We start from the raw sequence: 12,931 nt of genomic DNA, 5'->3' as shown, positions 1-12,931 counted from the left end.
GGCAAGCCGCCTCCTACGGGCAACCCTGTAGGAGCCGGCTTGCCGGCGAACGCCTCATTTCACTTGACGATCATCCCCACCCCACGCCCACGCGGGTCCGACGCTGTCTCCAGCTTCTCCCCGGTCACCCGGATCGCCTGAATGTCGCCCATCTCCCAGCCCTGGTCCTCCAGCACGTAGCCCATCTGCTTCAGGTCGTCAGCCACCTGCCCCTTGAGCGGCGCATAGCTGTCGAAGTAGATCGTGTCCTTGGGCAGCAACTGGTGATGCACGCGCTGCGCCGCCACGGCCTTCTCCAGTGGCATGCCGAAGTCGTACAGGTTGTTCATCACCTGGAAGATCGAGGTGAAGATCCGCGAGCCGCCCGGGGTGCCCAGCACCAGCACCACCTTGCCGTCGCGGGCCACCAGGCTCGGGCTCATCGACGACAGCATGCGCTTGCCCGGCGCGATGGCATTGGCGTCGCCGCCGACCACGCCAAACACGTTGGCCGCGCCCGGCTTGGCGCTGAAGTCGTCCATCTCGTCGTTGAGCAGGAAGCCCGCGCCCTTGACCACCACGCCGCTGCCATAGTCGAGGTTGAGGGTGTAGGTGTTGCTCACCGCGTTACCCTGCTTGTCGACGATGGAGAAGTGCGTGGTCTGGTGCGGCTCCAGCCCCGGCTTGACCTGGTCGGTGGCGGAAATCGCGTTCGGGTTGACCTGGCCGGCACGCTTGGCCAGGTAATCCTTGGCCACCAGCTGGTCGACCGGGACCTGGGTGAAAGCCGGATCGCCGAGATAGTCGGCGCGGTCGGCGAACACGCGCTTCTCGATCTCGGCCAGCAGGTGGATGTATTTCGCCGAGTTGTGTTCGACGCCCTTGAAGTCCGCCGCGCGGTCTTCCTTGATGCCCAGCAGCTGGGCCAGGGCGACGCCGCCGGAGCTTGGCGGTGGCGCGGTGTAGACCACGTTGCCGCGCCAGTCGATGGCGATCGGGTCGCGCCACACGGCCTTGTAGTCCTTGAGGTCGTCCTTGCTGATCAGGCCCTTGTCGGCCTGCATCTGCGCCACCAGCAGGTCGGCGGTCTTGCCCTGGTAGAACTCGCTGACGCCCTTGTCGGCGATGCGCTCCAGGGTCTGCGCCAGCTCCGGCTGCTTGAACAGCTCGCCGACTTTCATGTTGCCAAAGTAGTCGTTGAAGTTGGTGGCGGTCTTGAACAGGCCCTGGGCATCGTCGCGGTACTGGTATTGCTTCTGGGCGATCTTGAAGCCGTTGCGGGCATAGCCGATGGCCGGGGTCAGCAGTTCGCTCCACTTGAGCTTGCCGAACTTCTGGTGTGCCTCCCACAGCCCCATCACCGTGCCCGGCACCCCGGCGGCGCGTGCGCCGACCAGGCTGAGGTTCTCGATCACCTCGCCCTTGTCGTTGAGGTACATGGTCTTGGTCGCGGCCTTGGGCGCCACTTCGCGGTAGTCGAGAAAGTACGGTTTGCCGTCGACGAACAGGGTCATGAAGCCGCCACCACCGATGTTGCCCGCTTCGGGGTAGGTCACCGCCAAGGTGAAGGCCGTGGCGACCGCGGCGTCCACCGCGTTGCCGCCTTGCTTGAGAATATCGGCGGCTACCTGTGCGCCATATTGATCGGGCGCGGCCACCGCGCCGCCTTCGAGGGTCACGGCAAAGGCGGAGGAACAGCTCAGGATCGCGGCGCCGAGGGCCAGCGACGGGAACATGACGATACGCATGCGCACTTCCTTGGTGTTGTTTTTGTTGATCAGTCATTAAGGCCGAAGCCATTGGACTAAGCAAACACCGCAGCCAGGGCGCGCCGCCAACAGGCAGCCGCTGTCGCGTTCAGGCAACTCAGCTGGCGTAGATCGCCAGTTTTTCCTGGATGAAGTCGAGGAAGCACTGGATGCGCAGGGCCAGCTGGGTGTTGCGGTAGTACACCGCGTGGATCGGCTGGCGGTAGCCGTTGCTGTGCTCGCCGAGCACCACCTGCAGGCGGCCGGCGCGGATGTCCTCGTGGGTCATGAAGTGCGACAGGCTGACGATGCCCTCGCCGGCGATGGCCAGCTGGCGCAGGGTTTCGCCGCTGGAGGCGATCAATTGCGGGCGGATCGGCCAGCGATCGCCCTGGGCATGGCGCAACGGCCACTGGTTGAGCGACTCGGGCGAGCTGAAGCCCAGCAGGCTATGGCCATTGAGGTCCTCGACCTTTTCCGGCGTGCCATGGCGGGCAAGGTACTCGGGGCTGGCCAGGACCTGTACCGGGCTGCAGCCCAGCGAGCGCGCGTGCAGGCTGGAGTCGGCCAGTTCGCCGATGCGGATGGCCACGTCGGTGCTCTGCTCCAGCAGGTCGATGATCAAATCGTCGGTGTTCAGCTCCAGTTCGATGCCTGGGTATTGCTGGCGGAACTCGCCGATCCACGGCAGGATCGCATGCAGCATGAACGGCGCGGCAGCGTTGATGCGCAGACGCCCGGACGGGGTCTGGCGGTTCATCGACAGGCGCTCTTCCATGTCGTTCATCTGCTCGAGGATCAGCCGGGCGCGCTCGAGGAAGAAGCGCCCCTCCTCGGTCAGGTCCATGCGCCGGGTGGTGCGGTTGACCAGGGTAGTGCCGAGCTTGCCTTCCAGGCGCGACAAGGTGCGGCTGACCGCCGACGGGGTCTGGCCCATCTGCTCGGCGGCGGCGGAGATCGAGCCGCAGTCGATGACGGCGACGAATACCTGGAGCTCTTCGGATCGGGTTTTCACACGGTTGGCCTTGGCAAGAGAATGCCGTGATTGATAGCGGTTGATCGGAACCCGTGCAAGGGTACCGTTCGCCGCAGGAGGGCGCGGTCGCGGTAGGAGCCGGCCTTGCCGGCGAACACCGGCGCAGCCGGTGCCCTCCAGATCACCTCCTGCAGCGCACAGCCTAGCGGCCCTTGCCGAACACCTCGGTCAAATGTTGCTCATACGCCGCCAACGCCGCCGGCACATCCGGACACTTCATCACATCCACCGCCAGGTAGGTCGGCAAGGCGCTCATGCCGAGAAACTGGTTGGCCTTGTGAAACGGGAAGTACACCGCGTCCACCCCCTTGCCCTCGAAAAAGTCGCTGGGGTCGTCGAACGCCTGCTGCGGCGCGTTCCAGGTCAGCGACAGCATGTACTGCTTGCCATGCACCAGGCCACCGCTGCCGTATTTCTGCGAGTTGTCCGAGCGGGTGCGGCCATCGTTGGCGTAGAGGCTGCCGTGACCGGCGGTGAACACCTCGTCGATGTATTGCTTCACGGTCCATGGCGCGCCCATCCACCAGCCGGGCATCTGGTAGATCACCACATCGGCCCACAGGTACTTCTGCACCTCGGCCTGGGCATCGTAGCCACCGTCGATGAAGGTCTCCCGCACCTCGAAGCCAGCACGGTCCAGATGGGCCAGTGCAGCCTCGTGCAGGGTCTGGTTGAGGCGGCCGTCGGAATGGGCGAAGCGCTTGCCGCCGTTGAGCAGGAGGATCTTTTTCATGGAGACTCATGGGCCCGGTATGGATTTGCCGGCAGGTTAGGCACTCGCAGACGTGGGATACAGCTATCACCGGACAAAATACATGTTCCTGCGAATCACGAATCATGAATATATTATTGATTTAGAATCCGATACCCCACCACCGAGCACACCGCCCATGACCCAGCAGCACGCCTTCATCCTCAAAGCCAAGACCCGTCCGGAACAGGCCGAAGCCTTCGAGCAATTGTTCCGCCCCTATGTCGAACCGAGCCGCCAGGAGCCGGGTTGCCTCGAGTACCACATGCTGCGCGACCAGCAAGACCCGAGCCTGTTCGTGTTCTTCGAGGTATGGGCAAGCAAGGCCGACCTGGACGTGCACTCGGCCCTGCCGCACATGCGGGCATTCTTTGAAAAACGCATGGACTACCTGGAGCGTGATTTCGAGATCCAGAGCCTCGACATGCTCAGCGTCTCCTCGGCTAGCCGTTGATCAGCAAATGACCACCCAACAGCGCCAGGCCGATGAAAAAGCAGCGCTTGAACAGCACGGCGCTGATCCGGCCGCGCAGCCACTGCCCGGCGAACATGCCGAGCAAGGCCGGGGCCAGCATCAGCAGTGAGGCCCCCAGCGCCTGGCCGCCCAGCACATCCTGACCGGCCAGGCCGATGGCCAGCGCCAGGGTCGAAACACTGAACGACAGGCCCAGGGCCTGAACCAACCCCTCACGCCCCAGCCCCAGGCCCTGCAAGTAAGGCACCGCCGGCATCACGAACACGCCGGTGGCCGCCGTCACCACCCCCGTCAGCAGCCCACACAACGGCCCCAGCCAGTGCTCATGCGCAGCGGCGACCCGCCAGCCGCGGCCACCCAGCCCATACAAGGCATAGAGCAACAGCGCGCCCCCCAAGGCATGGGCAGCCCACGGGCCGCTGTCGATACCCAGCCAGACGCTGCCCAGCAAAGTGCCGACGAAGATCGCCAGCAGCATCCCGCCCAACCGCCGCAGCAAGGCCGACAGCTGGCCTCCGCTCGCCAGTTGCCACAGGTTGGTCAAGGTCGAGGGCACGATCAACAACGCCGCAGCCTGCGCCGGAGGCATAGCCAGGCCAAGCAGCCCCATGGCGATGGTCGGCAGGCCCAAGCCGATCACGCCCTTGACCGCACCGGCCAGCAGGAATGTGAAAATCACCAGCGCGGTCAGGGCTGGGCCAAGGTGCTGGTAAAACGCCAAGGAGATATTCATGGCGTCATCGTCGCCTGGCGACGGCCGCCTGAAAATCTGTCATACCTGTACCCAGACTATTGCCAGGACAGAGGCAGATGCATTTCGACCTGATCGACCTCAAGCTGTTCCAGCACACCCTGGAGTGCGGCAACATCACCGCCGGCGCCCGCCGCAGCCACTTGTCCCTGCCGGCGGCCAGCGCGCGCATCCGCGCCCTGGAAGCGTCACTCGGCATCCCCTTGCTCGAGCGCAACCGCCGTGGCGTGCAGGCAACCGCCGCAGGACAGGCCCTGCTGCAACATGCGCGGCTGATCGCCCAGCAGGTCGAACGCCTGCAATACGACCTCGGGCAATATGCCCAGGGCCAGCAGGGCCAGATACGCCTGCTGTGCAACACTGCTGCCTTGACCGAGTACCTGCCGGAACTGCTGGCCAGCCACCTGGCCCGTTACCCGGGGGTGAGCATCGATGTCCAGGAGCTGCCCAGCCTGCGCATCGTCCAGTCGATCACCCAGGGCCTGGCCGACCTGGGCATCGTGTCCGACGCCGCGCCCTGCGAACACCTGGAGACCCTGGCCTTTCGCGACGACCCGCTGGTGCTGCTGACGCCGCCCGGGCATCCCCTGGCCGGGCAACCGGCGCCAAGGTTCGCCGACTGTCTCGAGCACGGGCACGTCTGCCTTGGCGCCCACAGCGCCTTGGCCCTGCACCTGGAAGAACAAGCCCTGCACCTGGGCCGGCGGTTGCAAGTCCGGGTTCGCGCCGATGGCTTCGACGGGGTGATCCGCATGGTTGCCGGCGGTGCCGGGGTGGGCATCGTGCCACGGGCGGCGGTGTTGCGCTGGCACGGCCGGGTTGCGCTGCACTGGGTCGCCCTGCGGGATCGCTGGGCCAACCGCCGCCTGCAACTGTGCGCGCGCAACTTTGCTGCCCTGCCCGGTTTCACCCGCGAACTGGTGGCGCATTTGCACGGCACCTGAACGAACCGGCGCCCTGCCCCAGGGCCAGTACACACACCGGCAATACCCCCATTTATGGCTGGTGGCTTTGCATTTTTGGCGATAACCAATCCACCACCGCGGACTTAGACTGGCGCGCAACGTCCTGATTATCTTGCGATAAGGTAAAGTCCCTGTGTCTTTAGAAATCAACTGGGCGCTATGGCTGACCACCATGGTGCCGCTGGCCCTGAGCGCCGGTCCCGGCAACCTCATGGTCGCCACCTCCGGCGCGCAAAGCGGCGTGCGCCGCTCGGTCAAGTTCATCGTCGGCCTCGATGCCACCTACTTCCTGATCGCCGTGCTGGTGGGCCTGGGGCTGTACCACACGATCATGGCCAGCCCCAACCTGATGTGGGTGCTGCGCGTGGCCGGCAGCCTGTACATCCTCTGGCTGGGGATCAAGCTGATCATCCGGCCGATGCGCAAGGCCGGCGACCGCCAGCTGGACCTGCAGTTTCGCGACGGCATCATCGTCCAGCTGGGCAATGTCCAGGGGCTGGTGATGCTGCTGGTGATGTTCTCCACCTTCATCCCCGCCGGCACCAGCAACAGCAGCGCGGTACTGGCCCTGAGCCTGGCGCTGATCCTGGTGAACTTCACCGCGCATATCATCTGGGTGTCCATGGGCGCCACCATCCAGCGCCTGCTGGCGGTCCGCCCCGGCCTGCTCAAGGCGCAGAACGTGGTGTTCGGCCTGATGCTGATCGCCGTGGCGGCCTGGATCTTCGTACGCACCAGCAACCTCTGAGGACAGACAGATGACCCGCGCCAAAGCAGTAGTCTTCAATGAGCCCGGCAGCCCGGATGTCCTGTACCTGCGCCAACATGAACTGCCCCTGCTCAGCAGCGGGCAGGTACTGGTCGCCATCGAGGCCGCCGGGGTCAACTTCATCGACACCTATCGCCGCTCGGGGGCGCTGGACGATGGCTCGGCGTATCCACGCGGCCTCGGCACCGAGGGCGCCGGGCGGGTCATCGAATGTGCGGCGGATGTCAGCGAACTGAAAGTCGGCGACCGCGTCGCCTTCATCGACGGCTCGTCCGGCAGCTACGCCAGCCATGCCATCGTGGCGGCCGCACGGGTGATCCGCCTGGACCCGGAGATCAGTTTCGAAACTGCGGCAGCCGTGATGTTCAAAGGCATCACCGCCGAATACCTGACCCACCGTTGCGTGCCGCTGATGACCGGCGACTGGGTGCTGTGGCACGCCGCCGCCGGTGGCGTCGGCAGCCTGGCCACCAGTTGGCTGGCCGCGCGCGGCATGAAGGTCATCGGCCTGGCCTCGACCGCGCAAAAGCGCCAGGCAGCGCTCAACGCCGGCTGCATCGCCGCCCTGGACAGTAGCGACGCCGCCACGCCCCAGGCCATCCGCGAGCTGACCGAGGAGCGCGGGGTCGACGTGGTCTTCGACTCCGTCGGCAAGGACACGGTCGAGTTCTCCCTGGCCAGCCTGCGCCGACGCGGCCAGCTGGTGCTGTTCGGCAATGCGTCGGGAGACGTGACCGGCTTCAACCTGTCGCGCCTGGGCGCGCTGGGCTCGCTGCATGTGACCCGGCCCACGCTCAAGCACTATGTGGCAGAGCGCGACGAGCTGCGCATGGCCGCTCGCCGGGTGATGGACGCGGTGAAGGCCGAGCAGATCAAGCTGCCGCGCATCACCGCCCACGACCTGGCGGATGCCGGCCAGGTGCACCAACTGCTCCAGGACCGCCAGACCTTGGGCACGTTGATCCTGCGGCCCTGACCCGCGCCCCCCTCAAGGCAGGTCGGTGCGGGTCCGGGCGAAATAGCCGATCAGGTGCTCGGTGACCACGCTGACCCGCTTGAGGTCCTGGCTGGCCAGGTTGCGCAGCAGCCAGATGTCCGCGCCGTGGGCGGGCCCTGCGGGGAGCACGCGGGTGAAGCCGTTGCGCATGCCCACATAGATCGGCAACGCGGCAATGCCCAGGCCGGTGGCCACGGCGTTGATCTGGGCGTTGAGGTTCTGCAGGCGCAACCAGGGTTTATGGCCATTACCCAGTTCGTGCAACCAGCGGGCGAGCGGCATGTGCGCCATCTCTTCGGTCCAGCCGATCAACTGGTGGCGCTGCAGGTCCGCCGGCTGCCGTGGCAAGCCGTGCCGCGCGGCGTAGGTGTCGGAGCAGAACAGCCCCTGGGTCAGCCGCCCCAGGCAGCGCATGGTGAAATTGCCATTCTCCGGGCGATGCAGGCGAATGATGATATCGCTGTGGCTGTGGGTCAGCTTCGAGGACAACGCCGAATTGACCAGGTCGAACTGAATGTCAGGGTACTGCTCATGCAGTTGCTCGAGCGCCGGGATGATCAGGTGCGTGCCCATGACTTCGGGGCAATCGATGCGCACGCAGCCACCGGCGTGCTCACGGGGGTGGGCGATCTGCCGCTCGATCAGCTTGAAGCGCTCTTCGGCTTCCAGCGCCAGCGGCAGCAATGCCTTGCCGGCCTCGGTGAGGAAGTAGCCATTGGTTCGTTTCAGAAAAAGTGCCGAGCCCAGCGCCTCTTCAAGCGCGGTAATCTTGCGCGACACGGTAGAGGCCGAAACCCGCAGGGCGGCACCCGCATCGGTGACGTTGCAGGTCTTGGCGACCGATATGAAAGTCTTCAGGTCATCCCAGTTCATCGGCTTGTTTGGTTCCATCGGCTGACACGCGCGGGGCAGCGTAACACAGCGGCCTGGCGTGACCATGGATGACGCGCCGCAGGCAGCTTGCGACGCGCCCGAGTCCGCTCGATGCAATACCTAAAAATGCAATATCGATCTCCATAATTTGGAATTCAAATAGCCATTACAGGCGGTTAAGGTCCACCCCCAATACAAGTTTGCGGAGTGGAAAGTGTGCACAAGCAAAATGAAATAACACCCCGGGAAACAATGAGGCCGCTACCCGGTTTTCTCCAACCCTTCCTGAGTTGGTTGAGCGCCAAGCCATTGCCCGAGGAACTTGAAACGCCAGGTAAAAGAACCCCGCTGTTCCATGTCGGCGTCGCGGCAAGTTTTATAACCCTTGGCGTGTTATTGACCAGCCTCGGTTATTACCAGCATAGCCTGCTGTGGTGGTTGCCGGGTTTTGTCCTGGCCGCCGGCGGTATCAAACAAATGCAAGTCATGATCTGCCACAACTGCGCCCATGACATGGCGTTTGCCAGCCGTCGTACCAATACCGTTGTCGGCCATGTGATTTCCGCCCTGTTCATGCTCAAGCCTTATAGCCTCTACAAGCACGAGCACATGCTGCACCACAGCTCCAGGACCCTGTTGACCGACCAGGACGACACCCTCACCTACCTGCAGGGCGTGGTCGGCCTCAAGCCCACCGACAGCATCGCCATGATGTGGGCCAAGCTGCTGTTCGCCGCCTTCTCGCCACTGGCCATCCTGCGCACCTCGTTCAACCGCATCAAGGCCTACGCCAGCGCCACCGACCGTGGCGTGGCCGCGCTGACCATGGCGCTGTGGGCCGGCCTCACCCTGGGTGCCTGGGCGCTTGGCCAACTGCCGGGGTTCATCGCGGCCTGGGTGCTGCCGGTGTTCATGGGCTATCACATCAGCACCACGTTCCGCCTGGCCGCCGAACACACCTGGCCGAGCGTCGAAGTGCTGGAGAAACGCGGTGTCGACTTCATCTGCGACAGCACCACCTCGGTGTTCATCGGCGAGCCGCTGAACATGCCCGACAACGCCCAGCCACTCAAGCGCATCGTTTGTATCTCCAGCTGGTTGTTGAAGACCTTCACTTATCATCTGTTTGTGCGCCTGTTCATCATGGTCGGCGATACCCCGTGCCATGACTTTCATCATCGCCGTCCGCGCTCCAGCGACTGGCCAAATTATGTCACCGCCCGGGAACGCGACAAGTTGCAGGGCGCCAAGCCTTTCCCCAGAAACTATATCGACAAATGGGGCTATGTCTCGACAGTCACGGATAATTTCCGCAACTTCCAGAAGGCCCTTCCTTACTACCAAGGTGCAACATTCAACGAATTAACGGGTGACCGATGAACGCGCAACAGCCCGCACTGCTGGTAACGATCCCCTCCGACTCCCATAGTTGGAACATGGTATTCATGGAGTTCCTCCTGAGCGAAGGTAACTATCAGGTCAACAACATGGGGCCGAACACGCCGATGAGCGATGTCGTCGACTGGCTCACACAGCACCCCTGCGATCTGGTCGTGGTCAGCACCGTCAACGGCCACGGCTACCTGGAAGGCGTCGAGCTGGCCCAGCGCATCCGCGACGAAAGCCGCTACGCCGGCGCCTTGTGCATTGGCGGCAAGATCTGCACCGAGAACGACGCGGCCACCCTCGAACGCTACAGCCACACCCTGGTGCAGGCGGGCTTCGACGCGGTCTTCGACGACAGCGACAAGAACAACTTCGATCGTTTCCAGGCACTGCTCGACAGCACCGCGCCCAGCCAGGACCTGGCTCGCAGCGGCTCGTGACCCTCGCCAGGCCGGCGTCCGACACGCCGGCCTGCCTCGCACCCAGAGAACCCATTCATGCAGGATTTCAATGCCTATGTGCTCGGGCACTTCGAAGCCCGCGGCCCGGTGCTGCAACCACGCCTGGGCTTCAGCTCGCTGGAGCGCATGCAACGCGGCCTTGAGGCCACCGCCGCGAGCCGTGCCCACACTGTCTGCACCATCACCCTCGACGCCTTCACCCGGGTCAACGACCTCAAGTCGGCGCAAAAGGCCATCGACAGCGGCGCGATGCTCAACGGCTATCCCATCGTCAATCACCCGGTCGCCGCCACCAGGGCGATGCTGGAAACGATCGAGACGCGCTATGCGACCCCGGTGCAGGTGCGCCATGGTTCGCCCGACCCTGTGCATATCTTCCAGCGCATGACCGAAGTCGGCCTGTCGGCCACCGAAGGCGGTCCGGTGTCCTATTGCCTGCCCTACAGTCGCACCCCGTTGCGTGCGGCCTTCGGCCATTGGCAGAAAGCCTGCCGGATACTCGCCGCGGGCGTGCCCAATAGCCATATCGAAAGCTTCGCCGGCTGCATGATGGGCCAGATGTGCGACCCGGCGATCCTGGTGGCGCTGAATGTGCTCGAGGGCTTGTTCCTGCGCCAGCACGGCATCGCCACCCTGGCGTTCTCCTACGCCCAAGGCACTTCGCCGCTGCAGGACCTGGCTGCATTGAGCGCCTTGAAGACCCTGGTGGGCGAGCGTTTTGCCCCTGGCAGCTACCACTTCGTCGCCTACGTCTTCATGGGCTTCTTCCCACGCACCCTCGGCGGTTTCTGCCGCATCACCCAGGACGCGCTGTCGGTGGTGCGCGCCGCCGGCGTGCAGCGGGTGATCGTCAAGACCCCGGTGGAGTCCCGGCGCATCCCGCGGGTGGAGGAGAACATCGCGGCGTTGGAGTATGCCGACTACTGCCTGCGCGCCAAGCATACCCTCAAGCCGATTCCCTTCGACCAGCAGGAGTACCGGCGCATCCTCGACAAGGCGGGTGCGCTGATCAACGGGACCCTGGCCCTGGACAGCGACATCTGCGAAGCCATCCTCGCCGCGTTCGACAGCGGGCTGTTGTCGATCCCCTACTGCCTGCACCCGGACAACAAGCGTGGCGCGGGAACCGTGCTGGATGCCAACAACTACTACAGGGGCTTCGAAGGGGCGCGGGTGGAAAACGCCTTTTCGTTCCTTTCGGCATTGCGCCAGAACATCATGACCTACGACGCCTTTCACTGAGCAGAGGCGTCAGCTGCGCTTGCCGTTGCTCACTGGGCAACGGCCAGTTCGCGCAACGCCGCCGAGGCCAGAAAACCGGAGCGCGAGGCATAACGGTGATCGCGCTTCACTTTCTCGTCGATACGCTGCAACAGGTTCTCGGGCAATGTCGCGTTGAAGCGTACAGCCTTGCCCAGGTAGGGCGTCACATCGAACTCCACCACCGCCCAGATACCACCGGCGTAATCCGGGTTGTCGACGTGCACGTCCACCTCAAGGGCTTGCGGCAGTGGCTCGCCGTCCGCCACCAGCCCTTCGAAATGCAGCGCCAATGCCTCCAGTACATTGTCGAGCGCATGCGACACGCTACGCCCGGCAGAAAAGCAACCCGGCACATCGGGCACCGTCACGCCGTAGTCCGAATCGTCGTCCTTGTGCAGCACAACTGCAAATTTCATCGATTGTCTCCATTGGATTGCAATCCCGGCATACATCACCTGACTCATTTCAAGCCCGCCTGCTTCAGGATGCTGTACAGGGTGCCCTTGGGTAGATCACTCATTGGATGGGCAACCGTGACCCGGCCTCGCTTGAGCGGGTGCCTGAACTGATGATGGCTGCCTTTGACTTCCACCTCATACCAGCCGTCTGCCTCGATAAGCCGAATTACGTCCCTGCTGCGCATGCCTCAATCCTTTGGCAAGCGATGTGTATGCTACACATCGACTTTGACGAAAACAAAGCCACATACACACCCTGCACACCAGGCCCGACAAGCGGCACACCGCCCGCCGCGTGCGAGTTTCGTCTACTTCACAAGTAGGGCAAATGCCCCTTGCCCGGTAGCCACCCGATTCCCCACAATCCGGCCCATGCCGCGCCAAGACAGGGAATTCGCCGTGCCATCGATCTACCAGCTCAAACCCCGCTTCCAGGCGCTGCTGCGCCCCACCGTGCAACGCCTCTATGAGCGCGGCATCAGCGCCAACCAGGTCACCGTGGCCGCTGCCGTGGTCTCCCTGCTGCTGGGCCTGCTACTGGCCTGGTTGCCCCAGGTCACCTGGCTGTTCATCCTGATCCCGGTGTGGATGCTGCTGCGCATGGCCCTCAACGCCGTGGACGGCATGCTCGCCCGCGAGTTCGGCCAGCAATCGAAGCTCGGCGCCTACCTCAACGAACTGTGCGACCTGGTCGCCGACGCGGCGCTGTACCTGCCCTTCGCCCTGTTGCCCGGCGTTTCGCCGACGCTGGTGGTGCTGGTGGTGCTGGCCGCGGTGATCAGTGAATACGCCGGCGTCATGGGGCCGCTGGCCGGTGCCTCGCGCCGCTATGACGGGCCCATGGGCAAAAGCGACCGGGCCTTCGCCTTCGGTGTGCTGGGCACCGGGGTGGCGCTGGGCCTGCTGGCCGCGAGCTGGATCAACGGCCTGCTGCTGGTCATCCTGCTGCTCTCGCTCTATACCCTGTACAACCGGGTTCGCCACGGCCTGGCCGAAACCCGCTGAGCCTCTCGCTGCCG

At 64.3% G+C, this 12,931-nt stretch carries 15 protein-coding genes; 8 read left to right on the top strand and 7 right to left on the bottom strand.

The annotated features are described in order from the left end of the window. Positions 1-59: 59 nt before the first annotated feature. The 3 genes from ggt to mdaB form a co-directional block, all read right to left on the bottom strand. Positions 60-1,727, bottom strand: a complete 1,668-nt coding sequence (gene ggt, locus KSS95_RS06345) for a gamma-glutamyltransferase (RefSeq protein ID WP_217852606.1) — start codon at positions 1,725-1,727, stop codon at positions 60-62. A 118-nt stretch (positions 1,728-1,845) separates the two neighbouring features. Then, on the bottom strand, positions 1,846-2,742 hold the full coding sequence (locus KSS95_RS06340) for a LysR family transcriptional regulator (RefSeq protein WP_217852604.1): 897 nt from the start codon (positions 2,740-2,742) through the stop codon (positions 1,846-1,848). A gap of 163 nt (positions 2,743-2,905) precedes the next feature. Further along, positions 2,906-3,496 carry an NADPH:quinone oxidoreductase MdaB gene (gene mdaB / locus KSS95_RS06335; protein WP_217852602.1) on the bottom strand — a complete coding sequence of 197 codons (591 nt, stop codon included), beginning with the start codon at positions 3,494-3,496 and terminating at the stop codon, positions 2,906-2,908. A gap of 157 nt (positions 3,497-3,653) precedes the next feature. Here mdaB and KSS95_RS06330 point away from each other — a divergent pair, with 157 nt between their 5' ends. Continuing rightward, complete coding sequence (locus KSS95_RS06330) at positions 3,654-3,968, top strand: putative quinol monooxygenase (protein ID WP_217852600.1); 315 nt, start codon at positions 3,654-3,656, stop codon at positions 3,966-3,968. Here the strand turns inward: KSS95_RS06330 and KSS95_RS06325 are convergent. Next, positions 3,958-4,722 carry a sulfite exporter TauE/SafE family protein gene (locus KSS95_RS06325; RefSeq protein ID WP_217852598.1) on the bottom strand — a complete coding sequence of 255 codons (765 nt, stop codon included), beginning with the start codon at positions 4,720-4,722 and terminating at the stop codon, positions 3,958-3,960. The two genes, KSS95_RS06330 and KSS95_RS06325, sit on opposite strands and share 11 nt — an antisense overlap. Before the next feature lie 77 nt (positions 4,723-4,799). Here KSS95_RS06325 and KSS95_RS06320 point away from each other — a divergent pair, with 77 nt between their 5' ends. The 3 genes from KSS95_RS06320 to KSS95_RS06310 all read left to right on the top strand — a co-directional run bounded on the left by KSS95_RS06320 (position 4,800) and on the right by KSS95_RS06310 (position 7,450). Next, the gene (locus KSS95_RS06320; RefSeq protein WP_217852596.1) at positions 4,800-5,684 is read left to right on the top strand and encodes a LysR family transcriptional regulator; all 885 of its coding nucleotides are present in this window, start codon (positions 4,800-4,802) and stop codon (positions 5,682-5,684) included. 193 nt (positions 5,685-5,877) lie between these two features. Then, positions 5,878-6,453: a LysE family translocator gene (locus tag KSS95_RS06315; protein WP_217853940.1), complete on the top strand. Its 576-nt coding sequence runs from the start codon at positions 5,878-5,880 to the stop codon at positions 6,451-6,453. A 10-nt stretch (positions 6,454-6,463) separates the two neighbouring features. Next, positions 6,464-7,450, top strand: a complete 987-nt coding sequence (locus KSS95_RS06310; RefSeq protein WP_217852594.1) for a quinone oxidoreductase family protein — start codon at positions 6,464-6,466, stop codon at positions 7,448-7,450. 12 nt (positions 7,451-7,462) lie between these two features. On the opposite strand, the gene KSS95_RS06305 is transcribed toward KSS95_RS06310, so the two are convergent. Continuing rightward, positions 7,463-8,344 (bottom strand): LysR family transcriptional regulator, encoded by an 882-nt coding sequence (locus KSS95_RS06305; protein WP_217852593.1) that lies wholly within the window; start codon positions 8,342-8,344, stop codon positions 7,463-7,465. A gap of 252 nt (positions 8,345-8,596) precedes the next feature. On the opposite strand from KSS95_RS06305, the gene KSS95_RS06300 reads away from it, so the two are divergent. Genes KSS95_RS06300 through KSS95_RS06290 form a run of 3 tightly spaced genes read left to right on the top strand, consistent with a single transcriptional unit; the run spans position 8,597 to position 11,433 of the window. Further along, complete coding sequence (locus tag KSS95_RS06300) at positions 8,597-9,724, top strand: fatty acid desaturase family protein (RefSeq protein WP_225935583.1); 1,128 nt, start codon at positions 8,597-8,599, stop codon at positions 9,722-9,724. Then, positions 9,721-10,170, top strand: a complete 450-nt coding sequence (locus tag KSS95_RS06295; RefSeq protein WP_217852589.1) for a cobalamin B12-binding domain-containing protein — start codon at positions 9,721-9,723, stop codon at positions 10,168-10,170. Before KSS95_RS06300 ends, KSS95_RS06295 begins: the two co-directional genes overlap by 4 nt. A 57-nt stretch (positions 10,171-10,227) precedes the next feature. Then, positions 10,228-11,433, top strand: a complete 1,206-nt coding sequence (locus KSS95_RS06290) for a methylaspartate mutase (protein WP_217852587.1) — start codon at positions 10,228-10,230, stop codon at positions 11,431-11,433. Positions 11,434-11,462: 29 nt separating this feature from the next. Here the strand turns inward: KSS95_RS06290 and KSS95_RS06285 are convergent, their stop codons facing one another. Together KSS95_RS06285 and KSS95_RS06280 are read right to left on the bottom strand one after the other, a co-directional pair. Next, positions 11,463-11,870, bottom strand: a complete 408-nt coding sequence (locus tag KSS95_RS06285) for a type II toxin-antitoxin system HicB family antitoxin (protein ID WP_217852586.1) — start codon at positions 11,868-11,870, stop codon at positions 11,463-11,465. Positions 11,871-11,914: 44 nt separating this feature from the next. Then, the gene (locus KSS95_RS06280; RefSeq protein ID WP_217852584.1) at positions 11,915-12,097 is read right to left on the bottom strand and encodes a type II toxin-antitoxin system HicA family toxin; all 183 of its coding nucleotides are present in this window, start codon (positions 12,095-12,097) and stop codon (positions 11,915-11,917) included. Between the two features lie 214 nt (positions 12,098-12,311). Between KSS95_RS06280 and KSS95_RS06275 the strand changes: the two genes are divergently transcribed. Next, a complete protein-coding gene (locus tag KSS95_RS06275) occupies positions 12,312-12,917 on the top strand; it encodes a CDP-alcohol phosphatidyltransferase family protein (RefSeq protein ID WP_217852582.1) in 606 nt (201 codons plus the stop codon). Positions 12,918-12,931 lie beyond the last annotated feature (14 nt).

Source organism: Pseudomonas muyukensis (assembly GCF_019139535.1).
In the GTDB taxonomy this organism is placed as follows: domain Bacteria; phylum Pseudomonadota; class Gammaproteobacteria; order Pseudomonadales; family Pseudomonadaceae; genus Aquipseudomonas; species Aquipseudomonas muyukensis.
The sequence above is the reverse complement of the archived record's forward strand: the minus strand, read 5'-3'. Positions and strand labels throughout refer to the sequence as shown.

Bases quoted from the DNA above. Each gene is read 5' to 3' on its own strand.
- ggt (WP_217852606.1), bottom strand. From the start codon at position 1,727: ATGCGTATCGTCATGTTCCCGTCGCTGGCCCTCGGCGCCGCGATCCTG.
- mdaB (WP_217852602.1), bottom strand. From the start codon at position 3,496: ATGAAAAAGATCCTCCTGCTCAACGGCGGCAAGCGCTTCGCCCATTCC.
- KSS95_RS06330 (WP_217852600.1), top strand. From the start codon at position 3,654: ATGACCCAGCAGCACGCCTTCATCCTCAAAGCCAAGACCCGTCCGGAA.
- KSS95_RS06325 (WP_217852598.1), bottom strand. From the start codon at position 4,722: ATGAATATCTCCTTGGCGTTTTACCAGCACCTTGGCCCAGCCCTGACC.
- KSS95_RS06320 (WP_217852596.1), top strand. From the start codon at position 4,800: ATGCATTTCGACCTGATCGACCTCAAGCTGTTCCAGCACACCCTGGAG.
- KSS95_RS06315 (WP_217853940.1), top strand. From the start codon at position 5,878: ATGGTGCCGCTGGCCCTGAGCGCCGGTCCCGGCAACCTCATGGTCGCC.
- KSS95_RS06310 (WP_217852594.1), top strand. From the start codon at position 6,464: ATGACCCGCGCCAAAGCAGTAGTCTTCAATGAGCCCGGCAGCCCGGAT.
- KSS95_RS06305 (WP_217852593.1), bottom strand. From the start codon at position 8,344: ATGAACTGGGATGACCTGAAGACTTTCATATCGGTCGCCAAGACCTGC.
- KSS95_RS06300 (WP_225935583.1), top strand. From the start codon at position 8,597: ATGAGGCCGCTACCCGGTTTTCTCCAACCCTTCCTGAGTTGGTTGAGC.
- KSS95_RS06295 (WP_217852589.1), top strand. From the start codon at position 9,721: ATGAACGCGCAACAGCCCGCACTGCTGGTAACGATCCCCTCCGACTCC.
- KSS95_RS06290 (WP_217852587.1), top strand. From the start codon at position 10,228: ATGCAGGATTTCAATGCCTATGTGCTCGGGCACTTCGAAGCCCGCGGC.
- KSS95_RS06285 (WP_217852586.1), bottom strand. From the start codon at position 11,870: ATGAAATTTGCAGTTGTGCTGCACAAGGACGACGATTCGGACTACGGC.
- KSS95_RS06280 (WP_217852584.1), bottom strand. From the start codon at position 12,097: ATGCGCAGCAGGGACGTAATTCGGCTTATCGAGGCAGACGGCTGGTAT.